The 26,222-nt window shown below is 50.8% G+C and carries 27 protein-coding genes; 14 read left to right on the top strand and 13 right to left on the bottom strand.

What is annotated here, in order from left to right; all coding sequences use genetic code 11:
• The first annotated feature begins 12 nt into the window (after positions 1–12).
• Together CG67_RS10500 and idi are read left to right on the top strand one after the other, a co-directional pair.
• Positions 13–897, top strand: a complete 885-nt coding sequence (locus CG67_RS10500; protein ID WP_025902906.1) for an oxygenase MpaB family protein — start codon at positions 13–15, stop codon at positions 895–897.
• Positions 898–952: 55 nt separating this feature from the next.
• Complete coding sequence (gene idi / locus CG67_RS10495) at positions 953–1,486, top strand: isopentenyl-diphosphate Delta-isomerase (protein ID WP_025902905.1); 534 nt, start codon at positions 953–955, stop codon at positions 1,484–1,486.
• Between the two features lie 26 nt (positions 1,487–1,512).
• Here the strand turns inward: idi and CG67_RS18100 are convergent, their stop codons facing one another.
• Positions 1,513–1,617: a protein YohO gene (locus tag CG67_RS18100; RefSeq protein ID WP_025902904.1), complete on the bottom strand. Its 105-nt coding sequence runs from the start codon at positions 1,615–1,617 to the stop codon at positions 1,513–1,515.
• Positions 1,618–1,656: 39 nt separating this feature from the next.
• Positions 1,657–2,448 (bottom strand): MerR family transcriptional regulator, encoded by a 792-nt coding sequence (locus CG67_RS10490; protein WP_025902903.1) that lies wholly within the window; start codon positions 2,446–2,448, stop codon positions 1,657–1,659.
• Between the two features lie 193 nt (positions 2,449–2,641).
• On the opposite strand from CG67_RS10490, the gene dinG reads away from it, so the two are divergent.
• The 3 genes from dinG (at position 2,642) to rlmF (ending at position 6,887) form a co-directional block, all read left to right on the top strand.
• Positions 2,642–4,852, top strand: coding sequence for an ATP-dependent DNA helicase DinG (gene dinG, locus CG67_RS10485; RefSeq protein WP_025902902.1), 2,211 nt, complete (start codon positions 2,642–2,644; stop codon positions 4,850–4,852).
• Positions 4,853–4,897: 45 nt separating this feature from the next.
• A complete protein-coding gene (gene ybiB / locus CG67_RS10480) occupies positions 4,898–5,866 on the top strand; it encodes a DNA-binding protein YbiB (protein ID WP_025902901.1) in 969 nt (322 codons plus the stop codon).
• Between the two features lie 85 nt (positions 5,867–5,951).
• Positions 5,952–6,887: a 23S rRNA (adenine(1618)-N(6))-methyltransferase RlmF gene (gene rlmF / locus CG67_RS10475; protein WP_025902900.1), complete on the top strand. Its 936-nt coding sequence runs from the start codon at positions 5,952–5,954 to the stop codon at positions 6,885–6,887.
• Between the two features lie 51 nt (positions 6,888–6,938).
• Here rlmF and dps read toward each other — a convergent pair whose 3' ends face one another.
• Entirely contained in the window at positions 6,939–7,442 is a 504-nt protein-coding gene (gene dps, locus CG67_RS10470; protein WP_025902899.1) for a DNA starvation/stationary phase protection protein Dps, read from the bottom strand.
• Between the two features lie 147 nt (positions 7,443–7,589).
• Positions 7,590–8,498: a threonine/homoserine exporter RhtA gene (gene rhtA / locus CG67_RS10465; protein WP_025902898.1), complete on the bottom strand. Its 909-nt coding sequence runs from the start codon at positions 8,496–8,498 to the stop codon at positions 7,590–7,592.
• Positions 8,499–8,874: 376 nt separating this feature from the next.
• Between rhtA and ompX the strand changes: the two genes are divergently transcribed.
• From ompX to CG67_RS10440, 4 genes are all read left to right on the top strand, one after another.
• Positions 8,875–9,387, top strand: coding sequence for an outer membrane protein OmpX (ompX, locus tag CG67_RS10460; RefSeq protein ID WP_025902897.1), 513 nt, complete (start codon positions 8,875–8,877; stop codon positions 9,385–9,387).
• A 766-nt stretch (positions 9,388–10,153) separates the two neighbouring features.
• On the top strand, positions 10,154–10,621 hold the full coding sequence (gene mntR / locus CG67_RS10450; protein ID WP_025902895.1) for a manganese-binding transcriptional regulator MntR: 468 nt from the start codon (positions 10,154–10,156) through the stop codon (positions 10,619–10,621).
• Positions 10,622–11,261: 640 nt separating this feature from the next.
• Positions 11,262–11,660, top strand: coding sequence for an H-NS family nucleoid-associated regulatory protein (locus CG67_RS10445; protein ID WP_025902894.1), 399 nt, complete (start codon positions 11,262–11,264; stop codon positions 11,658–11,660).
• 253 nt (positions 11,661–11,913) lie between these two features.
• Positions 11,914–13,506, top strand: a complete 1,593-nt coding sequence (locus CG67_RS10440) for an ABC-F family ATPase (protein ID WP_025902893.1) — start codon at positions 11,914–11,916, stop codon at positions 13,504–13,506.
• Positions 13,507–13,553: 47 nt separating this feature from the next.
• On the opposite strand, the gene CG67_RS10435 is transcribed toward CG67_RS10440, so the two are convergent.
• Together CG67_RS10435 and moeA are read right to left on the bottom strand one after the other, a co-directional pair.
• Positions 13,554–14,315 carry a molybdopterin-synthase adenylyltransferase MoeB gene (locus CG67_RS10435; protein WP_025902892.1) on the bottom strand — a complete coding sequence of 254 codons (762 nt, stop codon included), beginning with the start codon at positions 14,313–14,315 and terminating at the stop codon, positions 13,554–13,556.
• A complete protein-coding gene (gene moeA / locus CG67_RS10430; protein WP_025902891.1) occupies positions 14,316–15,554 on the bottom strand; it encodes a molybdopterin molybdotransferase MoeA in 1,239 nt (412 codons plus the stop codon).
• A 563-nt stretch (positions 15,555–16,117) separates the two neighbouring features.
• On the opposite strand from moeA, the gene CG67_RS10420 reads away from it, so the two are divergent.
• A complete protein-coding gene (locus CG67_RS10420; RefSeq protein ID WP_025902889.1) occupies positions 16,118–17,317 on the top strand; it encodes a serine hydrolase in 1,200 nt (399 codons plus the stop codon).
• A 44-nt stretch (positions 17,318–17,361) separates the two neighbouring features.
• Here CG67_RS10420 and ybjG read toward each other — a convergent pair whose 3' ends face one another.
• The 3 genes from ybjG to CG67_RS10405 all read right to left on the bottom strand — a co-directional run bounded on the left by ybjG (position 17,362) and on the right by CG67_RS10405 (position 20,424).
• Positions 17,362–17,967, bottom strand: a complete 606-nt coding sequence (ybjG, locus tag CG67_RS10415) for an undecaprenyl-diphosphate phosphatase (RefSeq protein WP_025902888.1) — start codon at positions 17,965–17,967, stop codon at positions 17,362–17,364.
• Between the two features lie 326 nt (positions 17,968–18,293).
• Entirely contained in the window at positions 18,294–19,979 is a 1,686-nt protein-coding gene (locus tag CG67_RS10410) for an aspartate:alanine antiporter (RefSeq protein WP_025902887.1), read from the bottom strand.
• Between the two features lie 181 nt (positions 19,980–20,160).
• Positions 20,161–20,424 carry a GrxA family glutaredoxin gene (locus CG67_RS10405; RefSeq protein ID WP_025902886.1) on the bottom strand — a complete coding sequence of 88 codons (264 nt, stop codon included), beginning with the start codon at positions 20,422–20,424 and terminating at the stop codon, positions 20,161–20,163.
• A 167-nt stretch (positions 20,425–20,591) separates the two neighbouring features.
• Here CG67_RS10405 and CG67_RS10400 point away from each other — a divergent pair, with 167 nt between their 5' ends.
• The 3 genes from CG67_RS10400 (at position 20,592) to CG67_RS10390 (ending at position 22,225) form a co-directional block, all read left to right on the top strand.
• A complete protein-coding gene (locus CG67_RS10400; protein ID WP_025902885.1) occupies positions 20,592–20,831 on the top strand; it encodes a DUF1418 family protein in 240 nt (79 codons plus the stop codon).
• Between the two features lie 34 nt (positions 20,832–20,865).
• On the top strand, positions 20,866–21,588 hold the full coding sequence (gene nfsA / locus CG67_RS10395) for an oxygen-insensitive NADPH nitroreductase (protein ID WP_025902884.1): 723 nt from the start codon (positions 20,866–20,868) through the stop codon (positions 21,586–21,588).
• Positions 21,589–21,751: 163 nt separating this feature from the next.
• Positions 21,752–22,225, top strand: coding sequence for a YbjN domain-containing protein (locus CG67_RS10390; protein WP_025902883.1), 474 nt, complete (start codon positions 21,752–21,754; stop codon positions 22,223–22,225).
• 120 nt (positions 22,226–22,345) lie between these two features.
• On the opposite strand, the gene artM is transcribed toward CG67_RS10390, so the two are convergent.
• From artM to artP, 4 genes are read right to left on the bottom strand one after another with little or no spacing between them, the layout of a single operon-like run.
• Positions 22,346–23,014 (bottom strand): arginine ABC transporter permease ArtM, encoded by a 669-nt coding sequence (gene artM / locus CG67_RS10385; protein WP_025902882.1) that lies wholly within the window; start codon positions 23,012–23,014, stop codon positions 22,346–22,348.
• Positions 23,014–23,730 carry an arginine ABC transporter permease ArtQ gene (gene artQ, locus CG67_RS10380; RefSeq protein WP_025902881.1) on the bottom strand — a complete coding sequence of 239 codons (717 nt, stop codon included), beginning with the start codon at positions 23,728–23,730 and terminating at the stop codon, positions 23,014–23,016. The genes artM and artQ overlap by 1 nt, the downstream gene beginning before the upstream one ends.
• A gap of 6 nt (positions 23,731–23,736) precedes the next feature.
• Positions 23,737–24,468 (bottom strand): arginine ABC transporter substrate-binding protein, encoded by a 732-nt coding sequence (gene artJ / locus CG67_RS10375; protein ID WP_025902880.1) that lies wholly within the window; start codon positions 24,466–24,468, stop codon positions 23,737–23,739.
• A gap of 13 nt (positions 24,469–24,481) precedes the next feature.
• Positions 24,482–25,210, bottom strand: a complete 729-nt coding sequence (artP, locus tag CG67_RS10370; RefSeq protein WP_025902879.1) for an arginine ABC transporter ATP-binding protein ArtP — start codon at positions 25,208–25,210, stop codon at positions 24,482–24,484.
• Positions 25,211–25,395: 185 nt separating this feature from the next.
• Here artP and CG67_RS10365 point away from each other — a divergent pair, with 185 nt between their 5' ends.
• On the top strand, positions 25,396–26,217 hold the full coding sequence (locus tag CG67_RS10365; protein WP_025902878.1) for an N-acetylmuramoyl-L-alanine amidase: 822 nt from the start codon (positions 25,396–25,398) through the stop codon (positions 26,215–26,217).
• The last annotated feature ends 5 nt before the right edge of the window (positions 26,218–26,222 follow it).

The raw sequence follows: 26,222 nt of genomic DNA, 5'->3' as shown, positions 1-26,222 counted from the left end.
GCATGAGAGACCATGATAAGTATGATCCGCAACAAAATTTCCCGACAGGTGTCACGGCTTAACGGTTTGTCACTGAATGAGTTTGATCTCACTCAGCCGCCAGGCGATCCGGGCTTATTCGGCCCGGGGAGTATGGTCTGGGAAGTTCATGGCGATTTCCCTTCTATGCTATGTGGCGGGATAGCGGCACTGCTTTTGCAGATGCAGCATCCGCTGGCATTGGCTGGCGTCCGGGATCACTCGGACTTTCGCAGAGATATGTTCGGGCGCTTACGCAGGACCAGCCAGTTCATTGCGGTCACCAGTTTTGGCAACTGCCGTGATGCCAGCACGCTGATAGAGAAAGTGAAGAAAATTCATCTGCATGTCACCGGTGAAGACCACCTGGGGCGGAAGTACCGGGCTTATGATCCGGCGTTGCTGACCTGGGTTCATGTCGCCGAAACTTACTGTTTTCTTGCCGCTCACCTGCGCTACAAAAACCCGGCACTGAGCCGTGACGAACAGAACCGTTATTACAGAGAGGCAGCACTGACCGGTCAGGCACTGGGAGCCACGAATATTCCGGTGACAGTCACTGAGGTGGAAGCGTATCTGCAGGCGATGCGGCCTCAACTCTGTATTGATGAACGGACCTGCGAAGTCAGCCGGTTATTGTATTCGGCACCGGCACCCTCGGCCGCCGCCCGTCCCGTGATGAATATTATGCTGCGTGCCGGAGGCGATCTGCTGCCTGAATGGACGTCGGTACCGGGTCTGCCACGCCGAAGTCGTTTACAGCGATGGATGACCCGTCACAGCATGCAGGGTGTGGCGGCCCTCTTGCGCTGGTCAGTGACCGACGGCGCACGCGCCAAAGCGATGCGCAGAGCCGCCTCACCGGCTGAGGGGGAGTGATTCACTGTGCGCTGGCAGCAGTGTATAATCACTGAAGATTTTTTAAGGAATTCTTATGTCAGCGATCGAAGTTATTCTTGTCGATAAAAATGATATCCCGACAGGAAAAATGGAAAAACTGGAAGTACATGAAAAAGGGCTACTGCACCGGGCCGTTACTGTGTATGTCTTTAACCGGAAAGGTGAGTTTCTGCTCCAGCGCCGGGCGGCCAGCAAATACCATTGCGGGGGGTTGTGGAGCAATACCTGTTGCGGACATCCTTTTCCTGGCGAAGGGACACAACAGGCGGCAGAACGTCGTTTGCGTGAAGAAATGGGGCTGAGCATCTCTCTGCAGCCGGTTTTCGAAATAAGTTATAATATGCCGCTGAACAATGGTCTGACGGAACATGAATACGGGCATGTTTTTTTCGGCATCACCGACGAACCGCCGGTACTCAATATTGAGGAAGCCGATGCGTGGCGATATAGCCATGTGGGTGAATTACAACGTGAAATGGCCGCCGATCCCGACAGGTTTACTCCCTGGTTTCTTTATACGCTGTCACAGGCTATTGCCCATCATCCCGCTTTTATAGCAGCGGAGTAGCGCCGTGTTACTCCGCAAAGGGTGGGTCAGGACCTGAGGATAATGGTATAGCCCACCAGCATCAGGCCGCCCATCCCCCCGACAGCAAGTAGCAGGAAAAGAAAGGTAATGCCGATTTTTTGCCAGTTCATGTCCATGCTGCTCCGTTAACAGGGAAAGGTTCTTCAGGATCAGGATGACCGTTCTGCAATCTTATCCCGTAAGGGGGATGAGGAAGACGCTGACCTGTGAAGTGCTTCAATCTTATAACCACTCTCTTGCCATTCTGCCAGCTGATTTTGTTGTACCCGCGTTAATGGATTATCGGTCCATAAAAAAATTTGTGTGTGGGGTAACAGGTGCGGATCCGTCAGTTTTAGTGGCTCAGCCAGTACGGTAACACGCCAGTTTTTTTCCGTTAAACGCCAGCTTTCCAGCCACAAGCGGAGGCGGTCACGGGAGGACCAGCCGATCAGCAGTGCATCTTCCCCGGCACGTTTACGTGTGGCTGCCAGTGAAAAGCTGACATAATCGATCAGAATACCGTCCAGCAAACTGCTCATATAGGCGGCCGTGTGTTGATTCAGCATCAGCCTCTGACGAACCGGAAGAAATACCTGATCTATCAGTACGCCCGCCGGATTATCTTTCCCGAGAGAATAAATCCACTGACGTAACCGTGCCGGTTGATTATCCCGCAGAACAGACAGCAGTTCATCCTGGCGTAAAACCCATTCACTGCGGGTCTCGGTGGCTTCGCCATCCAGCAGGGCTTTAACTTTAGCCGGCGGTAAACCGCTTTCGATCCAGCGTTTAATTTCCAGTATCTTTTGCCGGTCCGCTTCGCTGTACAGGCGGTGCCCGCCGGGCGTCCGGTGCGGCGTGATCAGCCCGTAACGCCGTTGCCAGGCGCGTAAAGTGACCGGGTTGATGGAACAATCCCTTGAAATATCACCGATTGTGTAAAACCCAGACTGGGACATATCGTAGTTATCCTGACACAGATCCGATAGCTATTATAATCTAACATGCGTTATCAAAAAACTATTCTGTCAGTCTCAGCAGAACAATGGCACCGGACGACACAATGAATTGCGGGCTAATTTGCTTTCAGGACTGCCGTCGGCCGCCATACTGTGTAAAAATACAGTCTGATTCTTCAGGCAGATGGTCGTTATGGTTCTGACTCCCGCATTAAAATTACAAATCGGCGAATGGTATAAGCTGTTACAGACACAGGTCGCCGATTTTATCCCCCGTCTGCCGCAACGTCAGATGATTGCTGAAGTGGCAAAAACGCTGGCAGGGGAAGATGATCGTCATCTGGTGATTGAAGCCCCGACCGGTGTCGGTAAAACCCTTTCGTACCTGATCCCGGGGATCGCGGTTGCCCGATCGGCAGAAAAGAAACTGGTGATCAGTACCGCCAACGTTGCCCTGCAGGATCAGATTTTTGATAAAGATCTGCCGCTGTTAAAAAAGTTTATTCCGGACCTGACGTTTACGGCGGCCTTCGGGCGCCGCCGGTATGTCTGTCCCCGCAACCTGGCATTTACCACCGCTGAACCGGACACGCAGGGGGATTTATTCCTCTACCTGGAAGAGTCGGCAGGAACCCGGCCAGCCATTTCCGGCGAACAGCAGCAACGTGAACAGAAAGTCTGTACCCGGCTGGAGAGTTCACTGAAATCCGGCGCCTGGGACGGGCTCCGGGATCATTGTGATGAACAGATCGACGATCCGTTATGGTTGCGGCTATCGACCGATAAAAACAGTTGTCTGGCTCACCATTGTCAGTGGTACAAAGAGTGCCCGTTCTTCCTGGCTCGCCGGGAAATAGAGCAGGCTGAAGTGGTTGTCGCCAACCATGCACTGGTGATGGCGGCACTGGAAAGTGATGCGGTTCTGCCCCCGGCGAAAGAGATGTTGCTGGTCGTTGATGAAGGACATCATCTTCCTGAAGTGGCGCGGGATGCGCTGGAAATGAGCAGTGATATTTCACCCGCCGGTAGCGCCTTGCAGCTGGATCTGTTTATTAAATTTATTGGTACCCTGCGCAGCTGGTTTACCTTTAAATCACCGCCGCCGCTGGCAAGCCCCGGTCGTCTGGAAGAACATTGCGGTGTTGTCCGGCAGTTAATGCAGGAAATGGCGGAAGAATTTATGCCGTTACTGACGGAAGATCCGCAGGGGAAGGCGGAATACCGTTTTATTCTGGGGGAATTACCGGAAGAAGCCACTGCACGCTGTCAGCAGTTATTTAAACTCTGTGACGGGCTACGCGGGTTATGTGAATATCTGATCAATGCACTGGGTGAGATGACTGGCAAACAGGATATGGTCAGGATCCATCGTGGATTATTACAGCTGAACCGTTTTCAGGGCTGGTTTGAATCATTGAGCAAATTATGGTGGCTGGCGGGTCTTAACCAGTTATCCGGGGCACCGGTATCAAAATGGCTGACAGCAGAATGGCAGGAAGATAAGTGTCATCTTTTTTTCCATTGCGCCGGAATCCGGGTCAGTGAGCAACTTGAAAAACTGTTATGGCGCAAAGTCCCTCATGTTATCGTGACCTCTGCGACATTACGTTCACTGAATAGCTTTCGCCGTTTCAGCGAAATGTCGGGCCTGAAAGAGTCTGCCGGGGACCGCTTTGTCACACTGGATTCCCCGTTCAATCATGTCAGCCAGGGAAAATTAGTGATCCCTGAAATGCAGTATGAACCCAGGCTTGCAGAGGAGGTGCTGCATATTGCTGAAATGGCGCGTTACTTCCGCCAACAGGTAAAAGAGAAAAAACACACCGGCAGCCTGGTATTGTTCTCCAGTGGCCGGGCAATGCAGCAGTTTCTGGCCCATGTGACCGATTTACGTCTGATGCTTCTGGTGCAGGGCGACCAGCCACGTTCCCGTCTGATAGCGCTACATCGGCAGCGGGTCACTGAGGGGCAGCAAAGCGTTCTGGTCGGGTTACAGTCTTTTTCAGAAGGTCTGGATTTGAAGGGAGAACTGCTGACTCAGGTACATATTCATAAGATAGCGTTTCCGCCCATCGATAGTCCGGTGATCCTGACAGAAGGAGAATGGCTGAAAAGTCAGCAACGTTATCCGTTTGAAATCCAAAGTCTGCCCGGCGCGTCCTTTACCCTGATACAGCAGGTAGGCAGACTTATCCGAAGCCATCAATGCTTTGGCGAGGTGGTGATTTATGACCGGCGGCTATTAACAAAGGCCTACGGAAGCCGTTTGCTGGCGGCTTTACCGGTGTTTGCTATCGAACAACCGGAAATTCCGCCCCCGGAAACGGGACAGACAGTGAACCGTCGCGGAAAATCCTCCGCGGCACCGCGTAAAAAGACGACGACCCGTCGTCAGAAGCGTTAAATCGAACAGATAATGACCCTCAGTGACCACAGGCAGGAAAACAGGATGGATATCACCCGTATAGTCAAAGAAATCGGGCGGGGTAAAAATCACGCCCACGATCTGGATGAGCCAACCGCCTATCAGCTCTATCAGGCGATGCTGAATGACCAGTTGGATCCGCTGGTTCTTGGAGCAGTGTTAATTGCACTGAGGATCAAAGGGGAGAGTGAAGAAGAGATGCGGGGCTTTTACCAGGCACTGCAGGAGAAGCTTCCCCGGTTACAGCCGCCGAAAAACAGACCCATATCCGTGGTCATACCGAGTTATAACGGTGCCCGCCGGCAGGGAAATCTGACACCGCTGCTGGCCTTATTACTGGAAAAAACAGGTTTTCCGGTTTTTGTGCATGGTATCAGTAACGATCCCACGCGGATCACCAGCGAAGCTGTCTTTGCTGAGCTGGGCATTCTTCCGGCCGGAAGTCCGGCAGAAGCGCAATCATTGCTCGACCAGGGCAAAGTTGCCTTTATGACCATTGACGGATGGTGCCCGGCGTTAGCCGGTCAGTTGGCATTACGATGGCAACTGGGGTTACGTAACAGCGCCCATACGCTGGCAAAACTGGCCACGCCTTTTGCCCCTGCTGAAGGGCTGCGTATTTCCGCTGTTTCGCATCCGGAATATATTCCGAAAGTGGCTGCATTTTTCCATCAGTCAGACGCACCGGCATTATTACTTAATGGTTGCGAGGGTGAAGTCTATGCTAACCCGCAACGCGGTCCGGCACTGTATTCGGTGGATGGTAAACATCCGGCACCGAAATTACTGACCGAACGACAGCCAGAGGCCAGTGTTTCTCTGCCATTATCTAAATCTGCAGCAGAGACGGCCCGCTGGATCTCTGCAGTGCTGGCCGGGGAAATCCCCGTCCCGCAGCCTCTGCGCTTACAGGTGGCGTGCTGTCTGATGCTCAGCGGACAATGCGCCGATGTGGATGAAGGGCTGGCCAGGTTACAAGCCTGCGGATACTGACCCCCGGGTGAACCGGGGACCTCCGGTCAGGCGATGGCTCTCTTCATCTGAGCTAATGAAGTCACGCAATAATTAATGAAACGGTATGATTAAAAAAAACAAAAAAGCTACGCTGCATCCCCGAAACCGCTATCAGGGAAAATATGATTTATCCTTGTTGTGCGAAATTAACCCGCAGCTTAGTCAGTGGCTGATTACGACACCGGCGGGAACACTCTCAGTTAACTTTTCCGAGCCGGAGGCCGTAAAAGCGCTGAATCAGGCTCTGCTGAAGCAGTACTATGATATTAACTGGCAGTTGCCTGAGGGTTTCCTCTGCCCGCCGGTGCCCGGAAGAGCGGATTACCTGCATTTTCTGGCTGATTTATTAGCCTCTGACCTGCAGGGTACGCTGCCAGCCACCGCCGATGTTCTGGATATCGGCTGCGGGGCGAACTGTATCTATCCCCTGATTGGGGCAGCAGAATACGGATGGCGCTTCACCGGTTCGGAAATTAATCCGCAATCGTTGCGTGCCGCGAACAGTCTCATTGCTGCCAACCCGGGGTTACAGCGCCTTATCCGTCTGCGGCGACAGAAGAATGCCGGAGTGATTTTCGGCGGGATTATTCAGAAAAACGATTTCTTTCATCTGACTCTTTGTAATCCGCCGTTCCATCGTTCGGCGGAAGAATCGTTGCAGGGAAGCGAACGTAAACTGAAGAATCTCGGAATAGATGAGGAAAAAGGGCTGAATTTTGCAGGTCAGCATCATGAACTGTGGTGTGAGGGGGGGGAGCGTGGCTTTATCGGAAATATGATCCGCGAAAGTCAGCGATTCTCATCTCAGGTTATCTGGTTCAGTACCCTGGTTTCAAAGCAGGAAAATATAAAACCGCTGAGCGGGCTGTTACGGGATGCCGGCGTGGAAGACTACAGAGTTATTGAGATGGGGCAGGGGCAGAAGCAGAGCCGTTTACTGGCATGGAGCTATCTGTCCCCTGAGAAGCGGGCGAAACGCTTACGTCACCGTCCCGCCTGATGCTGAACGGATATCACTTTCAAACGTGATATCCGTTATTTTCCGGAGCTATTATTCGATATTTGCTTCGATGAACCACAGGAACTTATCCAGGTCACGGGAAGCGGCAGTGAAAATATCAGCAGTATCTTCATCCGGGACTTCACTGATGGCTTTACGCACATCATTGGCGACTACGGAATAACGTTCTGCCAGTGCATGCAGATGCTCCTGAACACTGTGAGCGTTCAGCGGATAGCTTTTCAGCGGGGTTTTATCGGCCACGACCTGAGGCGTTCCCAGAGCAACGCCCCCTAACTGCACAATTCGTTCTGCCACGATGTCCTGATGATCGGTGATAGCCGTGCGGAAACCATCCAGCATTTCATGGACACCAATAAAGTTAGCCCCACGCATGTTCCAGTGTGCTTGTTTAGTGATCAGAGACAGATCAATTAGCTCAATGACTACGCGGCTCAGGACGTTGATAGTAGCAAGTTTGTCTTTTTCGCTGACATCATTACGGGTATAGATTAGATCAGAAGCCTCAGTTTTGACCAGTTTTGCGGTACTCATAGTATGATTTCCTCTCTTAGTCGATGTTGCCAGTGCGATATTGAATGTGCGGATAAGTATAGCAACCGCTGACGACTTTGCACGATGGCCTGACCAATCGCTGTTATCGTCCTGAGCAATGGCGAAAAAGAGAGGGGAGTCTGCTCATCAGGATTTAGCTGATTTCACCCGGACCCGACGCAGGCGATTTTTCGCAGGTTGCATCGTCAGAGTCGACCCTGCAGAGGCAATAATAATAGCGGTTAATCCCAGCCATTGCGGAAGGTTTAACTCTTCTCCGAGAAAAATCAATCCCGACATTGCCGCAACAACCGGCTCAAGGCTCATCAGCGTACCAAAGAGTCTGGCAGGCAGACGGGTCAGTGCCATCATTTCCAGGGAATAAGGAATGGCATTAGAAAGCAGGGCGAGAAGCAGTGCCAGCGGGAGGATTTCCCAGTGCCACAATCCACTGGCCGCGAAGGTCAGCCCGGCGGGGACATAAATGACGGAAGCAATCAGTGATCCCGCAGCTACGGTGGCCGCACCGTGTTCGATACCGGCTTTCCGGCCGAAGACAATATAAATTGCCCAGCAGGCTCCGGCACAAATCGCCAGCAGGGCGCCTAAGGGGTCGATATCGGAAACGCCGTGTTCCAGCGGCAGAAGAAAACCGAGTCCGGTCACGGCTATCACTATCCAGAAAAAATCTGTCGGCCGCCGGGAATTGGCCAGCGCCAGGGTCAGGGGGCCGAGAAATTCAAGCGCCACACCGATTCCTAACGGGATGGTGCGTAAGGCGAGATAGAACAACATATTCATTCCCCCCAACGCCAGACCATAAAAGACCAGCGGGCGACGCTGTTCTTTCTTAAAGCGCAGACGCCAGGGTTTAAAAATAGCCCATAACATAAGGGTGGATAACCCCAGGCGGAGTGCCGCGACACCGGGCGCTCCGGCAATCGGAAACAGATACTTTGCCAGCGAGGCAGCCCCCTGTAATGACATCATGGCAATTAATAACAGGGCAATCGGAAAAAGCAGGCTGGTATTCTTTTTATTGTCGTGCGGGGACATCGGGAGAAATCCTGTGAAAAAGTAACGAAAGGTGATCAGGCGGGGAAGTTTATCTGAATTATCCGAAAACGCACACTGAAGTCCCGGAAAAATACCGTCATTATTGGCTGGTTTTTAAGCGATTGTGGTCGCCGATATAGAAAACCTGCATATTAATTTTAGGAATATCCTGAAAATCCCCGGTAAGCACAAAATAATTGCGCCGGCAGTAAACCTTCAAAACAGCCTAAAATCATAGAATTACAGATAACTGGTAACGTTCTGTTACACCAAACAATCTGTTAGACAATAAAATCAGGGCAGAGTTTCCCACTATTTTTTGCTATATTTTCGTCGTTGTCAGGAAATAAGAAGTCGTTTCACATTTGAGGTGATTATGAAAAAAATTGCATGTCTTTCAGCGCTGGCTTGCGTTCTGGCAGTATCTGCTGGTTCAGCAATGGCACAAAGCACTATTACTGGTGGTTACGCACAGAGCGATTACCAGGGTGTTCTGAACAAAGCTAACGGTTTCAACCTGAAATACCGTTACGAAGATGGTTCTAACCCACTGGGTTGGATCGGCTCTTTCACTTACACGGCGAAAAACCGTACTGTAGGTGATGACTACCAGAAAGGTCAGTACTATGGCTTTACCGGTGGTCCGGCCTACCGTCTGAACGACTGGGCTAGCATCTACGGTGTTGTTGGTATCGGCTACGGTAAATACCAGCTGAACGACCAGACTCAGTACCACAAACAAGACACCAGCGATGTTGGTTTCTCTTATGGTGCAGGTCTGCAGTTCAACCCAATCGATAACTTCGCCGTTGACGTTGGTTACGAGCAGAGCCGTATCCGTAGCGTTGACGTCGGTACCTGGATCGCAGGCGTCGGTTACAGCTTCTAATCCCGCCCGATGCATTCAGAGTACACCAAAAACGGCCCGTCAGGGCCGTTTTTTTATCTGTAAAAACCGGTAATAAAAGGGCCCCGGCAACTTTCTGAGACGGATGAAGTGTCTATTGGATCCTTTCATGACCCCTTCCGGAAACACCAGATCATACCCACTTTTTCACGGAAAAGAGCCTCTGCTGTTCAGAGACGGTTCAGGGGAGCCGGGTGAAAGGCTGCTGCTGCTTTTTTAGCCCTGAAATGATGTGACTGCGGTATGATGAGATCGCGTGGAAACCCTGCATATTGCAGGGAGAGTGGGGGTAATGAGTGATGGGTGGTCTCAGAACCCCTCATTCGTGTAAACGGCAGGAAAAATTAACTGCAACCTGATCCGTCACCGTGTGGCGGGTTAGCCGTTTCAGAAGCAGCTCTGCCAGCATCAATCGTAACCGGAAGGGAGACTGACGCAGTAAGCATGCAAGCAGAGCTGTTTTACTGAATCCGTCAGAGCGGGTGTTCAGGTCACGATGACAGTGTGTGCAGTGTGTTGTGCATTTCATATAACTCCCTTGCGGAAATAAACTATGAGTATTGCGGAGAAGATCTGTACCAGTCAGAACGTATCAACGCGTTTCTCTTACTGACAGGTATAGCATTGGCTATATGATTTAGCCATGGCTATTCAGGAAAAATTTGAGCTTCTTCTCAGCTGGTTTACAATGTGCAGCAGATTACCGGCATCTATTCAGTGATTGCCTGGGTCATAAAGAGGAAGTTGAATGAATCATCGAGCGAAAAAAACGGTTTCCCGGCCGGGATCGATTAAAGATGTCGAAGAGCATGTTGAAGGGTTTCGGCAGGTCAGAGAGGCACATCGCCGTGAATTGATCGATGATTATGTTGAATTAATCTCAGACCTGATCCATGAATTTGGTGAAGCCCGCCAGGTAGATATGGCCGCCAGACTGGGGGTGTCGCAGCCAACAGTCGCTAAAATGCTCAAAAAGCTGGCCGGCACCGGTCTGGTAGAGCAGGTACCTTATCGGGGGGTTTTTCTGACCGCTGAAGGTGAAAAGCTGGCGGAGCAAAGCCGTGAAAGGCACCATATTGTAGAAAACTTTTTGCTTTCTCTGGGCATCAGTTCCGAAATTGCTCACCGGGATGCGGAAGGTATTGAGCATCATGTCAGCGATGAAACGCTGGAGATCTTCAGAGCTTTTTATCAGTCATCGACTCAAAATACCTGAATCAGAGATGACGATCCTGCTTAAGTGAGTCAGCCGCGGACGGACCCCGGTTTATTACAGAATGATGGCCGGGGGAAACAGTGTTTCCCTTTAATTACCCTTCTCAACTCCCTGTGGTTGTTTATACCTCTCTGATTTACTGATAATTACACTTTATCGTTTATGCCGGAACCCTCTGCAAGCCTTCCACCTTTACTGTGAATAACACTGTGATCCCCGGGGGAATAATTTAATCCCGGTGAGTAAGAGACTGTTAGCGCTACTTTTTGAGTATTGCAAACGATTACCTGCAAAATCAGATTATTCACTGAGAGTGCTAATTATAATCCCGATTTTTTTATACTGTCATGATCTGATTAGAAAAGAAGATTTAAGTAATTAAATGCCTGTGAATGTAATGATTATCTTTTTTCAGAGGTATGAAAGGGTATCTGCTTTCGGGTGTTTACCACCGCCTGAAGTTGTTCACAGATAAATCATTCACTGTTAAGGTGTCGTTAATTTTTATTCAAGGTGTAACCAATAATGCTAAAGTAAGCATTAATATTATATAATCAGGCTAAGGCTATTTATTTTTTTATTTAAATTAGGTAATCTCAGCCACACTGTTAATTGTACCCGGTTAAGCAAGGAAAATAAGATGAGTGATGCATTTAAAGTTCTCAACAACATTCGTACTCTGCGCGCTCAGGCTCGTGACCTGGCACTGAGTGATCTGGAAGAAGTTCTGGAGAAACTGACTGTCGTAGTTAATGAACGCCGCGAAGAAATTGAAGCTGAACAAGCTCTGAATCGTGAGAAAGAAGAGAAACTGACTAAATACCGTGAAATGCTGCTGGCAGATGGTATTGATCCTAACGAATTAATTGGTGCTGCTGATGTCAGCAAAAAACGTGTGAAACGTGCGCCGCGTCCTGCGAAATATAAATACACCGACGAAAACGGTGAAACTAAATCCTGGACCGGTCAGGGCCGTACACCTGCAGCCATCAAAAAAGCACTGGATGAAGGCAAAAGCCTGGATGATTTTCTCATCTAATCCGCTGTAAACTCCTTGTTAATGGGAGAGCCAGTGACGTTTTGTTACTGGCTTTTTTGCTTTTAACGAGTAACGTAACAGGCTATATAAATTAGCCTGAACCCGGCACCACAGGCAGGGGACCTGTCCAGCGTACAGGCCATACAAGGATGCTTTAGTTGCCGGGCATGTAACAAGTTCCACCACGCTATGCCAGCCATTGTGGCTGCTGGCATATTTTTTCCTGAGTTTGATTCATTGATAAGGCTATCCCGTGTTAGTAACCAGTAATGTGACGATGCAGTTTGGCAGTAAGCCATTGTTTGAAAATATCTCTGTAAAATTTGGCGGAGGGAATCGTTATGGTTTAATTGGTGCCAACGGCAGCGGTAAGTCGACGTTTATGAAAATCCTTGGGGGCGATTTGCAGCCATCGGCAGGTAACGTCTCTTATGACCCGAATGAGCGGATTGGTAAATTACGCCAGGATCAGTTTGCTTTCGAAGAATTTACGGTACTCGATACGGTCATAATGGGCCATACCGAGCTGTGGGAAGTAAAAAAAGAACGTGACCGCATTTATTCTTTACCTGAGATGAGTGAAGAAGAAGGTTATAAAGTCGCGGATCTTGAAGTGCTGTATGGTGAAATGGATGGTTATACTGCTGAGTCACGGGCAGGGGAACTGTTATTAGGCGTAGGCATTCCGGTAAGCCAGCATTACGGTTTAATGAGCGAGGTGGCTCCGGGCTGGAAATTACGTGTGTTATTAGCCCAGGCGCTGTTCTCTAATCCGGATATATTGTTACTGGATGAACCGACGAACAACCTGGATATAGATACTATCCGCTGGCTTGAGCAAGTCTTAAACGAGCGTAACAGTACCATGGTCATTATTTCGCACGATCGTCACTTCCTGAATATGGTGTGTACGCATATGGCGGATCTGGATTATGGTGAGTTACGTGTCTATCCCGGCAATTACGACGAGTATATGACCGCGGCGACTCAGGCGCGGGAACGCCTCCTGTCTGATAATGCGAAGAAAAAAGCCCAGCTCGCAGAGCTGCAGTCATTCGTCAGTCGCTTTAGCGCGAATGCTTCTAAATCCCGTCAGGCAACATCACGTGCTAAACAAATGGATAAAATTAAGCTGGATGAAGTTAAAGCCTCCAGCCGTCAGAATCCGTTTATGCGTTTTGAACAAAATAAGAAATTGTTCAGAAATGCACTGACCACTGAAGCATTAACCAAAGGGTTTGATAAAGGTCCCCTATTCAATAAGCTTAATCTGCTACTTGAAGTGGGTGAGAAAGTGGCCATTATTGGTGCGAATGGTATCGGTAAAACGACACTGTTGAAAACACTGATGGGTGAGCTGACGCCGGATAACGGTAGCATTAAGTGGTCTGAAAATTCGCAGATTGGTTATTATGCTCAGGACCATGCCGCAGATTTTGCGAATGACCTGACGGTGTTCGACTGGATGAGCCAGTGGAAACAGGAAGGGGATGATGAGCAGGCTGTGCGCAGTATTCTTGGCCGGTTGTTGTTCTCACAGGATGATATTAAAAAGCCTGCGAAAGTCTTATCCGGGGGTGAAAAGGGCCGTATGCTGTTCGGTAAACTGATGATGGAAAAACCGAACGTGCTGGTAATGGATGAGCCGACAAACCACCTGGATATGGAATCTATCGAATCCCTGAATATGGCACTGGAAATGTACGAAGGTACGCTGATTTTTGTTTCTCATGACCGTGAATTTGTCAGCTCGCTGGCAACACGTATTATTGAGATCAAGCCGGAAGGGGTGACTGACTTCTCCGGAACTTACGAAGATTACCTGCGCAGCCAGGGCATTGTGTAAACGTCTGTAATGTGAAAACGGTTGTCTGTGTACAGACAACCGTTTTTTTATGCGGATTTGGTGCCGCAGACCTCACAGTGCGGATCCCGGGGGACCCGGAACTCCCTGAAACGGGTTACCATGGCGTCAATCAGCAGTAGCTTGCCCCGCGGGCTTTCCCCGTAGCCGGTCAGGACCTTCAGTGTTTCCATGGCCTGCAACGTACCTATCATCCCCACCAGCGGAGCCATTACCCCGGCTTCGATACAGCTAAGCCCCTGATCGCCAAATAAACGACTGATACAGCGATAACACGGCTCATCGTCGTGCCAGCGGAACACCGAAAGCTGACCCTCCATACGGATCGCCGCGCCTGAAATCAATGGGACTTTATGGCGATAACAGATACGGTTCAGGAGTTCACGGGTCGCAACATTATCACTGCAATCCACAACAGCATGTTGATGTTTTACCTGCTCATCGGCATTCTCTTCTGATAAGGCCCGATTATCTGCAATGAGCCGGACAAAGGGATTCAGCTTTTCCAGTGCAAGAAGCGCTGAGGCTGTTTTGGGCATCCCCAGCGTTTCATCATTATGCAGGATCTGTCGTTGCAGATTAGATACTGAGACAGTATCAAAGTCACATAATGTCATTTCGCCGACTCCTGCAGCGACCAGGTAAGGGGCAACGGCGCAGCCTAAACCACCCAGTCCGGCAATCAGAACCCGTGAGGTTTTTAACTGCTCCTGTCGCTCGAAGTCGAAATCTTTCAGTACGATTTGCCGGTTGTAGCGGAGGATTTCTTCATCGCTGAGAGTCCCGTCCATTCAGTCGTCCAGCAGGTAATTAAAAGGTTCAATCGACACGGTTTCCCCGGGCTGAACATCGGCGCGTTCACGTTCAAGCACAATAAAACAGTTGGCCTTCATAAATGAACTGAACACATGTGACCCCTGATGTCCGGCAGGAACAACCTGTAACCGACCCTCAGCATCACTGGAGTAATGTCCGCGCTGAAAATCCATCCGGCCCGGGGTCTTGCGGATAAACCGCCCGGCAGTTGCCTGTAACGAAGTCCCGGACTCGTGGTTCTTCAGGCCCATCAGGGTATTTAACATGGGCTGAACCAGCTGATAGAAGGTAACCACGGCAGACACCGGATTACCGGGCAGACCACAAAACCAGCTTTCCGACAGGCGGCCGAAAGCAAAAGGTTTACCTGGTTTCATCGCCAGTTTCCAGAAGGTGACGGAGCCCAGGGCCTCCAGCATATCCCGTGTATAGTCGGCTTCACCGACCGATACGCCCCCGGTACTAATAACAACGTCCGCCTGACGATCCGCTTCTTCGAAGGCCTGACGGAGTAATTGCGGATCGTCGGCAATGATGCCTAAATCCACAACCTCACAGCCCATTTTTTCAAGCATCAGGCGGATGGCAAACCGGTTCGTGTCATAAATCTGTCCTTCCTGTAAAGGTTCACCGACCGGGACCAGTTCATCTCCGGTAGAAAAAATCGCCACACGGATCCGGCGCAGAACGCTGATTTCGGCGATCCCCAGTGAGGCCAGCAACGGAAGGGACGAAACTCCCAGCCGGATGCCTGCATCCAGCACCGGTTGCCCGGCCTGAATATCTTCACCGGCCCTGCGGATATTTTGTCCTGTGGCAACATCGGCAGTGATAATGATACCTTCTTCACGGGTTTCGGTCTGTTCCTGCATCACGACGGCATCGGTTCCCGGCGGTACCGGTGCACCGGTCATGATCCGGATAACGCTGCCTTGTGGCCAATCCCCGGTAAAGGGTTTACCCGCCAGCGCTTTACCGGCCACGGACAGCGGGGTTTCAGGCAGCACCAGGTCAGACAGGCGGACGGCATAACCATCCATTGCGGAATTATCAAAACCGGGCACCGCAATCGGAGAGATCACCGGTCCGGCGGTGATACGTCCCGTGGCATCCTTCAGTGCAAGACTGACTTTGTCATGTATCGGGCTCAGGGGGCGTTGAATGAGTTGTAATGCTTCTTCCGGAGAAATAAGTCCGGATGTAAAAGGTTCCATAGTGGCTCCTGCCTTAGTGAGTGCTATCAGAGCATCGGCCTATGCGGGGTCATATGCCGATCAGAACAGAATTAAGAGAGAGAATAGCATGTTAACTGTCCGTCCGGCCCAAAAAAAGTACCGGCAGGCGGGGCGGATAGCGGATAGCCCCGGCATTCCTGAGGGCTTCCTGACCGGGGCCCTGCTTGCGTCAGAGCGACCCCGGTGACCCGATAAAGTGGCCCGGCGCACGTTATACCGGGGCCTTTAGTGCCTTAAGCTGCCGGGTGTTGAGGCGCTTTCCGGCTAAAGTGTGACTCAGAAACACTGTGAAAAGTAAATAAAGAGGGTGAAGTATACAACGAAGGGGTGCTTATGCTATTGATAGTATCGGGAACGAAATCAGTAGATTAAATTGTCAATCTGCACCGTTCTGCAAGGCGCCTGTCACTGCTATGACCAGGAGCCTTTGCCTCCTGGTGAGTGTCTTACCGGTTTAACAACATTGGGGTTCCGGTTGCGAAGGTCAGTTCAGTCACCTGTATATACGTTATATTTTTTGAGCAAACAAGGACGGACTGTTAATGGTACATCACACACGTCACTTTTCCCGATCCCGTGCGGTGATCGTTGCGCTGCTGCTGGCACCGGTAGTGGGCTACGCTGCACAACCCTCAGATGCCCCCGTCTTAGACGCCAAAGCATGGATCCTGATGGATTATGCCAGCGGTAAAGTTCTTGCTGAATCCCATGCTGACGACAGACTGGATCCGGCCAGTCTCACCAAAATGATGACCAGTTATGTGGTCGGTCAGGCATTGAAAGACGGCAAAATTAAATCCACCGATATGGTCTCTATCGGCCAGGATGCCTGGGCAACGGGGAATCCTCAGTTGCGCGGTTCGTCACTGATGTTCCTGAAACCCGGCGATCAGGTCTCTGTCTCCGACCTGAACAAGGGAATTGTTATCCAGTCAGGGAATGATGCCTGTATCGCGCTGGCGGACTACGTTGCAGGAAGTCAGGGGGCATTTATTGACCTGATGAATAACTATGCCAAACGACTGGGACTACAGAATACTCATTTCTCCACGGTGCACGGACTCGATGAACCCGGCCAGTACAGCACTGCCCGGGATATGGCGTTAATCGGTCAGGCGTTGATCCGTGATGTTCCTCAGGAGTATGCGTTAAATCAGGAAAAAGAATTCACGTTTAATAATATTCGCCAGCCTAACCGGAATCGCCTGTTGTGGAGCACCGATCTGCATGTTGATGGGATCAAAACAGGTTATACCTCTGGTGCCGGCAATAACCTTGTCGCTTCTGCTACCGCCGGTGATATGCGGCTGATTTCGGTGGTGCTGGGCGCGAAAACTGATGCAAGCCGCTTCCGTGAAAGTGAGAAATTACTTAACTGGGGATTCCGTTCTTATGAAACTGTCTCTCCGCTAAAGTCGGATCAACCTTTTGTGCAGAAACGGGTCTGGTACGGTGATAATCGAATGGTTAACCTGGGTGTGATCAATAACACGGCCGTGACTATTCCCCGTGGGCAGATCAACAACCTTAAAGCATCTTATACGCTTAACTCACCGGTACTGGAAGCGCCGCTGGCCCGCGGGCAGGTGGTGGGTACGGTTAATTTTCTGCTGAATGGTAAAACGATCGATCAGAAATCACTGGTAGTGATGGATGAGGTCAAAGAGGGCGGCTTTGTCAGCCGTATCTGGGACTTTATCAGTCTGCAGATCAATACGCTGTTCAAACGCTGGTTTGGCTAAACCCATTGGCCGGGCGACGTTTTACCGTCGGCCCGGCCAGGTTATCAGTGACGTACCCAGCCTTTCTTAATTAACGGACCGAAGACAAGGTGATAAATATCGCTGGTCAAAGACAGGAAACGTTCGCCGTAAACACCCCAGCCCAGCTGTGATGCCAGACAACCGAGCATACCGACCAGAAATCCTCCCAGCATGTCCATCGGCCAGTGAACTCCCAGATAAACCCGCGACCATGCGATTGCGATACCGATCGCCATTAACACAATCCCTGACCAAAGTCTGTGCCAGAAAATAAATGCCAGGGCAAAGGTGAAAATAGTAGTGCCGTGATCACTAGGGTAGGAGTCGTCCGCACTGTGACTGAGAAACTGATAGCCCAGTCCGACGGCGAAAGGCCGGGGATGAGGATAAATAAACGCGACCACTGTCGCTATGGCTAATGCGTAGATCAGGGCTGTTCCGGTTTTCAGTACCAATATCCGTTGTTGGGTGACCTGGCTGTCCGGCCCCCATAACCACAAGGCAATGATCAGTAGCGGTACAATGGCTATCAGGTCTTTGGCGAAGAACAGTGCCAGTTGAATAAGTCCGTGGGGAGAGTCCGGTGTGGCATTAATCCATAGAAACAGGATGTGATTCAGGTGTTCCATTGTTTTGTGCGATCCTTATGGGCAGTCAACGCGGTATCACATTCTTCAGCGCGGGCAATTTATCTTAAATTGACGTCAAGCATACTGTGAATAGCTTAAGATTAGCTTAACAGCATAAAACAACGTCATAAAAAGTAAATAATCCGGTTCTTATTTCTTGTGTATCTGTGCGTTAACATCCTCAGCGCACAAAGCGTTAACAAGTCGCTGTCCTGAAAGATATAAAAACTCAGGAAAACAGTTGGTTAAGGGCTGAAGGCTCAGGAAAAATAAAGGCACCCTAAGTGAAACAGGGTGCCTGAATACGTTAAGCGGAAGCATGGCCGTCAGTTGATCAGTGGCCAGATAAGCACTATCAGTGTCCCTGCAAGGGTCAGTAATACGTTAGCGATAGCATAGGTTCCGGCGTATCCGAGGGCCGGAATACTACTGCGTGCGGTATCAGAAATAATTTCCATGGCCGGTGCACAGGTTCTTGCCCCCATTAATGCACCAAACAACATGGCTCTGTTCATCCGCAGAAGATAAGCTCCCACCAGGTAAGTGATAACCACCGGAATAAGGCTGACCAGCAAACCGCAGGCAAGCATTTCCAGGCCGTCTCTGCCTAACCCCTGATTAATTCCGCTACCGGCACTGAGTCCGACGCCAGCCATAAAGACCATCAGCCCAAACTCTTTTACCATAGTTAAGGCGCCCTGAGGGATATAACCGAAGGTCGGGTGGTTAGCCCGTAAAAAGCCCAGCATGATACCTGAAAATAATAATCCGGCTGCGTTACCGATACTGACATTAAAATTACTGAACTGAAAAGTGATCATTCCTATCATCAGACCGACGATAAAAAAGGCACAGAACGCCAGTAAATCGGTCACCTGACTATGGATGGCGATAAAGCCAATCCGATCAGCAATACTTTTTACACGTTTTGCTTCGCCGCTCACCTGCAGGATATCGCCTTTGTTCAGAACGATTTCATCATCAATCGGCATTTCGATCTGGTTACGGATCACCCGGTTAAGGAAACAGCCATGATCCGTCAGTCGTAATTTACCCAGCCTTTTATTCACAGCATTATGGTTCTTCACCACAATTTCTTCGGTCACAATACGCATATCGAGTAAATCGCGATCGAACACTTCCTTGCCGTGGCGGAAGCTGGGGTCCAGCCTCGCATGAGCATCAGGATAACCCACCAACGAGATATCGTCGCCTTGCTGCAGTACCGCATCGCCGTCGGGGTTGGCCAGAATACCGTTGCGACGTATCCGCTCTATATAGCATCCGGTATGCCGGTAAATCCCCAGTTCCCGGAGGTTCTTACCGCCGGTCCATTCCACCAGCTCCTGACCTACGCGATAAGCACGTATTACCGGTAAAAAAACTTTACGCTGGCTGTCTGCATCCAGTCCGCGTTCGCGGGCAATCTGCTGTGCGCTGGTGGGTAAATCCTGATGCTGTAACCGCGGCAGGTAGCGGGCCCCCAGAATAAGGCTGACCAGCCCGACCAGATAAGTCAGGGCATATCCCAGGCTCAGGTGATCCTGCATCAGATTCAGCTTACTGGCATCCGTAACACTCTGTCGTAGTGTATCCCCGGCACCAACCAGTACCGGTGTCGAGGTCATCGAGCCTGCGAGCATACCTGCCGTCAGCCCGATATCCCAATGGAATAACCGGCCAAGGCCCAGCGCCAGTACCAGTGCCGTGACCACCATGACCATGGCCAGCATAAAGTAGTTTTTTCCGTCACGGAAAAAGATAGAAAAGAAGTTAGGCCCGGCTTCTACTCCGACACAGAAGATAAACAGCATAAAGCCCAGGCTCAGTGCATCGGTATTAATCGAAAAGTGTTGTTGTCCGAGAAGTAAAGACATGACCAGCACACCGATAGAGCTGCCTATCTGGATACTGCCGAGGCGGAGTTTACCCAGGCATAGCCCGAGAGAAAGGACGACAAATAACAACAAAACGTCATTGGAACTCAGGAGGTTGGCGACGTTAATATTCACAAATTGGCTTCTTATCCGCAAAGGAACGAGATGAGTAAATACCTCTGAACACTGGCGCTCAGCGGCAGATCTAAGGTCAGCATTCTAAACATATTTTCTGTAACAGACTACGGCGGGAACGTGAAAAAAACAGCGGGAGGGAATTACGCGCCGGAGAAGCGGCGCGCATACTGCAGGGAGATTACTGAAACAGACCCAGATGCTCTTTGGCATAGGCTTCAAATTCGGTAAATCCGCCCACATGTTGCTGATCGAGGAAAATCTGCGGTACGGTTTCTACAGGTTTACCGACCGTTTTTTCCAGGTCAGCTTTAGTGATACCTTCCGCATGAATATCGATATAGCGGTAGCTGAAGTCTTCGCGATCTTCGGTTAATTTTTCGGCAAGGTCTTTAGCGCGAACACAATAAGGGCAGCCCGGACGACCAAAAATAACAGCGAACATAGCACTCTCCTGAGCGATTCATAGAAACAGAACATATAACAAAGCGCTATGATGCCTGTCTTCAGGGTGAAAGGAAAACAGGAAATCCCTGTTGCTATGAATGTTACTATCAATCAGGAACGACTGGCTATGTCGGGCGCACACCCGGTTAACAGGAATATAATGAGATGTCTGATACTACACGATTGCCGCGATACCTGATTATTACCGAGCTTGCCGGAGGGATTCTGGTGCTGTTGTCGATAGTGCTGATTAACTGCACCGGTCGTCTGCCCGGTGTGGAAGACAGCCAGAGACTGGCAAAAATCATCCTGACAGTCGGCATCCTGCTTATCCTGCCGGCCGTGATAACTCTGGGGTACCGGACGCTCAGGGCTATATTGACAGGTTCACCGGCAAAGAAATAACGTAACCTCTAACTGCAACACGAAGGAGATCCTTATGACCCCGACGATCGACCTGTTACGCCGTCATCGTTCAATCAGGGCGTTTACTGACCGTCAGATCAGCGATGAAGAGCGTCATGCTATTCTGGCTGCAGCCAGGTCCGCCTCCACTTCCAGCTTTTTACAGTGCTCATCTATTATCCGGGTGACAGATCCGCAAAAGCGTAGCCGTTTGTCAGAACTGGCAGGCCCTCAGCCCTGGGTCCGCGAAGCTGCGGAGTTTTGGGTCTTTTGTGCCGACTTTAACCGCCACCAGCAGATTTGCCCTGAGGCCGGGTTAGGGCTTGCCGAGCAGTTACTGCTGGGGTGTGTGGATACGTCACTCATGGCACAGAATGCGATGGTGGCTGCGGAGTCATTGGGATTGGGGGGCGTCTTTATCGGCGGCTTACGTAATCATCCCCATGAAGTGACCGAACTACTCTCATTACCGCGTTTCGTACTGCCTCTGTTCGGGCTATGCCTCGGCTGGCCGGACGCCGACCCGGAGGTAAAACCCCGGTTACCACTGAGCCTGCTGGTGCATGAAAACAGTTATCAGCCTATGGATAGTCAGGTGCTGGCCGGTTATGACCAGCATATTCGGGAATATTATCAGCAGCGGGGCAGTAATAGCCGTCAGGAAAGCTGGAGCGAGATGATCCAGCGTATGCTTGTCAAAGAGAACCGGCCATTTATCCTGGATTTCCTGCACCAGCAAGGCTGGGCAACACGTTAAGGTGTGACCCATCCGTTCCGTCCTGAAGACTATCTCCGGGTGCTAACGATCACAACAAGGATAATTGTTGTGGTCTGCGGCTACGAAATTATGCACCGGTCATGGCGTTGCAGGGTTTTTTTGCGTAATCTGTTGCGCCTGATGATTAAGCCGGAAAAAAATGATGGACGCTCTTGTCACACCTGACCTTGAAATGCTGCGCGACTGGATGGACAAAACCACGATTGACTGGTTTGAATGTGGCAGCTGTCAGGCTCTGCACTTATCTGCAATGCAGAATATTGATGGGGTGTTTGATGCAAAACTGGACATTATCGATAATGTGATCCTGGTGACCGTAAGTGCGGAAGTCAGATCGTCAGCCCTGCTAACGCTGGTGGGGGAAATTTCTCAGATCAATGCCAGCTCACTGACGGCAAAATGCTTTCTGGATATTCAGGATGACAGTTTACCCAGGCTTATCATCTGTCAGTCGCTCAGCATTGGCTATGGCCTGGCTTTACCGCAATTCTCTTTCTTTATGCAGCAGAGCGAAGAGCAGTTATCCATGATTATTATGGAGCTTGCTGCTAACCATTTACTGGTCACCTCTGAAAACACAGCTTCGCCGCATACGGTACAGCCCCTGTTACATTAAAGCCTGTACCGGCGTGGGTATATCGAGTGTATTGACAGTCAGCGCGACCGGTACGGTAACACAGAGAAAGAGAAAAGAGAGTGAAGTGTCCGGGGCCGGTTTTCCCCGGCCCTGGCAAGGTCAGCTACGGCGCTCGAAACGCAATGCGTAATGTTCCAGGCCACGTAACAGGAGTGTCAGGAGCCCGTTAACACACAGATAGATAATTCCGGCAGCCACAAATACTGAAACATCGTAGGTGCGGCCGTACAGCAATTGTCCTTCGCCCATCACATCCATTAGCGTGATGGTATAAGCCAGCGACGTACTTTTAAAAATAAGCACCACTTCATTGGAATATGCCGATAATGCCCGCTTAAAAGCATAGGGCAGCAGTATTCTCATGGTCTGATGACGGCTCATACCCAGCGCAGCGCAGGAGTGCCATTGACCCTTCGGGATAGCTTTGAGCGCACCATAAAAGAGCTGTGTCGTATACGCGGCACTGTTCAGGGAGAGTGCAAGAATGGCACAAAACCAGGGCTGAGAGAGCAGGGACCAGAGCCACGGATACTGCTGTAACTGTGGAAACTGCCCGGGGCCGTAATAAATCAGGAAGATTTGTACCAGCAGCGGTGTCCCGGTAAACAGGGTAATATAGATATTCACCAGCCGCCCCGCCAGCGGCTTTTTCAGCGCAAGGATCAGGGTAAAGACTACCGCCAGCGCCAGGGCTATCAGTAAAGAGCTGAGCGTCAGGAACAGACTGGTATGCAGACCTTTCAGCAACTGAGGAAAATACTCTGCCATTATGTATGCTCCTGGTCGAAACGGGTCGCACGTTGTTCAAGACGGCGTAATATAAACTGACTGAACAGAGTGATAATCAGGTAAATGGCAGCCGCCAGCAAATACCAGGTAAACGGCTGCTGGGTACGGGTGGCAATACTTTTAGTCTGTAACATTAAGTCGTTAACGCTGATCAGCGAAACCAGCGCCGTATCTTTCAACAGTACCAGCCACTGGTTACCCAGTCCCGGCAAGGCATGGCGCCACATCTGCGGTAAAATCAGGCGGTAGAAGATGGTGAATTTTTTCATCCCCAGCGCCATACCGGACTCGCGTTGCCCTTCGGGAACGGCTTTCAGAGCTCCGCGCAGGGTCTGAGAGGCATAGGCCGAATAGAGCAGCGACAGTGAAATGACACCGCAAAGAAACGGGCTGACATTGAAATCGGTGATGTTCATCCGGACATGCAGCCGGGTGATGCCAAGCGGGATGTCAAAACCATCGGAGAGGGTCAGCAGTAACTGGGATGAACCGAAATAAATCCCCAGTACGACCAGCAGCTCCGGCAGTCCCCGCAATAATGTCACCAGCAATGTTCCGGGCCAGGCGAGGATCTTAAAACGCAGCGATTCCCAGCCCGCGAACAGTATCGCCAGTAACAGTCCGAGCAGTAATGCGCAGACGGCAAGGCCGACGGTCATCCCGGCGGCGCTTGCTAATGGAAATAACTCACTCATTGGCGATTACTGCTGGAACCATTTGTGATAGATGGTCTGGTAAGTGCCATCGGCTTTCACTTCTGCCAGGCCCTGATCCAGTGATTTTTGCAGAGAGGTATTCCCCTGACGAACGGCAATCCCTAAGCCGGTGCCGAAATAGTCTTTATCGGTCACTTTATTACCGACACTGCTCAGCTGAGGATCTTTCTTCAGCCATTCATTCACCACGGCAGTATCACCGAATACGGCATTAAGACGACCGTTTTTCAGATCCAGCATCGCATTCTGATAGCTGTCATAAGCCACCATGGTGATTTCAGGGTGCTTGTCGGTCAGGTATTTCTGGTGGGTAGTCCCGTTCTGAACCCCGACGCGTAAGCCTTTTAAAGCCGCAATGCTGGCAACTTTGCCTTTTTGTGCAATAAAGAGCGCAGAGTTATCGTAGTAGGGTTTGGTGAACAGCACCTGTTTTTCACGCTCAGGCGTAATATCCATCCCGGCCATCACCACATCATAGCGGCGGAATTTCAGACCCGGGATCAGGCTGTCAAATGACTGATTAGTGAATTCACAGGTGGCATCGATCTTTTTACAAATAGCATTCGCCAGATCAACATCAAAGCCCTGGATTTTATTATCGGCCCCGACAAATTCAAACGGAGGATAAGACGCTTCGGTCGCAAAATGCAGAGTCGTGGCTGCGGAAGCACTCAGACTGGCACCGGCAAACAGGGCGGCTAAAAGAATTTTTTTCATAATGAGTCCCGGATTAATGTGAAAGATAATGTGCGAACTGAGGGGTCTGCGGGTGAGTGAAGCGATCGGCATCACCCTGTTCAATAATGTGTCCGTTTTCCATGTAAACCACCTGGCTTGCCGTTTTCCGGGCAAACTCCACTTCGTGGGTCACAATAACCTGTGTAATGTTGGTGCGTGCCAGCTCGCGGATAATATCGACGACCTGTCCGGTGATTTCCGGGTCCAGCGCAGCGGTTGGCTCATCGAAAAGCAGTACCTGTGGTTCCATCATCAATGCCCGGGCGATAGCGACACGTTGCTGTTGTCCCCCGGACAGGTGCAGCGGAAAACGATCAGCAAACGAGCTGAGTTTAAGACGTTCAAGCAGTGCGGTGGCACGCTGACGAGCTGCTGTTTTATTCAATCCCAGCACACGGCAAGGCGCTTCAGTCAGGTTCTGCATGACGGTCAGATGAGGCCAGAGATTGTATTGCTGGAAAACAATACCGACATTACGCCGTAACTCACGGATAGCTTCTTCAGAAGGCTTATTCCTGAAGTTAAAGTGGTTACCGGCGATTGACAGTTCCCCGGTACGTGGCATTTCAAGCAGATTGAGTACCCGCAGGAGCGAACTTTTACCCGCACCGCTTGGGCCGAGTAAAACCATAGTTTCACCCTGCGGACAACTCAGTCCGATATCAAACAGTGCCTGGTGATCGCCGTAAAAGCAATTTATCCCGTTTAGTTGAATACTCATGCGCAAAAATTGAATAGTAATAAAGTGGAGCGAATAGTAACGTTGCCAGCATAGTTATGCAATTCCGGTCGCTGGAAATTTGTATAAATGCGCGTCAGAGTCAAAAAAGTAGCACAAAATTTTGTCAGTTAGCAGGGGCTTGCGTATGCTTTAGCCTGTTTATTCTGGCTGTTCTGGCGGGACGCATGAAAAAAAACTGGTTATGGATAGCACTGTTGGTAAGCGGTTGTCATTCAGGCACAGAGCACCGCCAGGTGTTCACCGTCGATCATCATCTGAATGCCCGAAGCCAGGAGCCCCGGGTGAAAATGGTCGTCCTTCACTATACGGCTGAAGATAATGCCAGGTCACTGCATCTTCTCAGCCAGGGGGAGGTCAGTGCGCATTATCTGATAACGTCTCCCGACGGAAAGCCTTCACCCGCCGTGACGGTTTATCAGTTGGTGCCTGAATCCCGTGTTGCCTGGCATGCCGGGGTGAGTGGCTGGCGTGGCTATACCCATCTGAACAGTATTTCGATAGGCATCGAACTGGTTAATCCGGGATATTACCGGAAAGGCGACAGGACGACCTGCACCCTGTATCCGCCTGCGCAAATCGATGCGCTGGAAAATCTCCTGCAGACGGTGGTGAAACGTTATGCAATCACTCCGGTGAATATTGTCGGGCACAGCGATGTCGCCCCCTTACGAAAACAGGACCCCGGCCCCTGTTTTCCATGGCACCTGCTGGCAAAAGCCGGTCTGGGGGCCTGGCCGGATGCAGGGGCTGTCGCGCAGTTTCTGGCAGGACATTCTGCCAGGGACCCTGCGGATCCCCGTGAGCTGATGACCTTACTGGCGCGTTATGGTTATCCCGTCACTGACCCCGGCTCTCCCGGCGAACAGGCCGGTGTCATTAGTGCCTTTCAGATGCATTTCAGGCCGGCACGGGTCACCGGCAAAGCTGATGCTGAAACCGAAGCCATTGCGCGGGCATTGCTTCAGAAATACGGCACCGCGCACTGACCCGG

Origin of the sequence: Tatumella sp. UCD-D_suzukii, assembly GCF_000611875.2 — a bacterium.
GTDB classification, from domain to species: Bacteria; Pseudomonadota; Gammaproteobacteria; order Enterobacterales; family Enterobacteriaceae; genus Tatumella; species Tatumella ptyseos.
This window is presented reverse-complemented; position numbering and strand designations above follow the sequence as displayed.

Excerpts from the sequence above, each read along its gene's own strand:
- CG67_RS10500 (WP_025902906.1), top strand. The coding sequence starts at position 13 with ATGATAAGTATGATCCGCAACAAAATTTCCCGACAGGTGTCACGGCTT.
- idi (WP_025902905.1), top strand. The coding sequence starts at position 953 with ATGTCAGCGATCGAAGTTATTCTTGTCGATAAAAATGATATCCCGACA.
- CG67_RS18100 (WP_025902904.1), bottom strand. The coding sequence starts at position 1,617 with ATGAACTGGCAAAAAATCGGCATTACCTTTCTTTTCCTGCTACTTGCT.
- CG67_RS10490 (WP_025902903.1), bottom strand. The coding sequence starts at position 2,448 with ATGTCCCAGTCTGGGTTTTACACAATCGGTGATATTTCAAGGGATTGT.
- dinG (WP_025902902.1), top strand. The coding sequence starts at position 2,642 with ATGGTTCTGACTCCCGCATTAAAATTACAAATCGGCGAATGGTATAAG.
- ybiB (WP_025902901.1), top strand. The coding sequence starts at position 4,898 with ATGGATATCACCCGTATAGTCAAAGAAATCGGGCGGGGTAAAAATCAC.
- rlmF (WP_025902900.1), top strand. The coding sequence starts at position 5,952 with ATGATTAAAAAAAACAAAAAAGCTACGCTGCATCCCCGAAACCGCTAT.
- dps (WP_025902899.1), bottom strand. The coding sequence starts at position 7,442 with ATGAGTACCGCAAAACTGGTCAAAACTGAGGCTTCTGATCTAATCTAT.
- rhtA (WP_025902898.1), bottom strand. The coding sequence starts at position 8,498 with ATGTCCCCGCACGACAATAAAAAGAATACCAGCCTGCTTTTTCCGATT.
- ompX (WP_025902897.1), top strand. The coding sequence starts at position 8,875 with ATGAAAAAAATTGCATGTCTTTCAGCGCTGGCTTGCGTTCTGGCAGTA.
- mntR (WP_025902895.1), top strand. The coding sequence starts at position 10,154 with ATGAATCATCGAGCGAAAAAAACGGTTTCCCGGCCGGGATCGATTAAA.
- CG67_RS10445 (WP_025902894.1), top strand. The coding sequence starts at position 11,262 with ATGAGTGATGCATTTAAAGTTCTCAACAACATTCGTACTCTGCGCGCT.
- CG67_RS10435 (WP_025902892.1), bottom strand. The coding sequence starts at position 14,315 with ATGGACGGGACTCTCAGCGATGAAGAAATCCTCCGCTACAACCGGCAA.
- moeA (WP_025902891.1), bottom strand. The coding sequence starts at position 15,554 with ATGGAACCTTTTACATCCGGACTTATTTCTCCGGAAGAAGCATTACAA.
- CG67_RS10420 (WP_025902889.1), top strand. The coding sequence starts at position 16,118 with ATGGTACATCACACACGTCACTTTTCCCGATCCCGTGCGGTGATCGTT.
- ybjG (WP_025902888.1), bottom strand. The coding sequence starts at position 17,967 with ATGGAACACCTGAATCACATCCTGTTTCTATGGATTAATGCCACACCG.
- CG67_RS10405 (WP_025902886.1), bottom strand. The coding sequence starts at position 20,424 with ATGTTCGCTGTTATTTTTGGTCGTCCGGGCTGCCCTTATTGTGTTCGC.
- CG67_RS10400 (WP_025902885.1), top strand. The coding sequence starts at position 20,592 with ATGTCTGATACTACACGATTGCCGCGATACCTGATTATTACCGAGCTT.
- nfsA (WP_025902884.1), top strand. The coding sequence starts at position 20,866 with ATGACCCCGACGATCGACCTGTTACGCCGTCATCGTTCAATCAGGGCG.
- CG67_RS10390 (WP_025902883.1), top strand. The coding sequence starts at position 21,752 with ATGGACGCTCTTGTCACACCTGACCTTGAAATGCTGCGCGACTGGATG.
- artM (WP_025902882.1), bottom strand. The coding sequence starts at position 23,014 with ATGGCAGAGTATTTTCCTCAGTTGCTGAAAGGTCTGCATACCAGTCTG.
- artQ (WP_025902881.1), bottom strand. The coding sequence starts at position 23,730 with ATGAGTGAGTTATTTCCATTAGCAAGCGCCGCCGGGATGACCGTCGGC.
- artJ (WP_025902880.1), bottom strand. The coding sequence starts at position 24,468 with ATGAAAAAAATTCTTTTAGCCGCCCTGTTTGCCGGTGCCAGTCTGAGT.
- artP (WP_025902879.1), bottom strand. The coding sequence starts at position 25,210 with ATGAGTATTCAACTAAACGGGATAAATTGCTTTTACGGCGATCACCAG.
- CG67_RS10365 (WP_025902878.1), top strand. The coding sequence starts at position 25,396 with ATGAAAAAAAACTGGTTATGGATAGCACTGTTGGTAAGCGGTTGTCAT.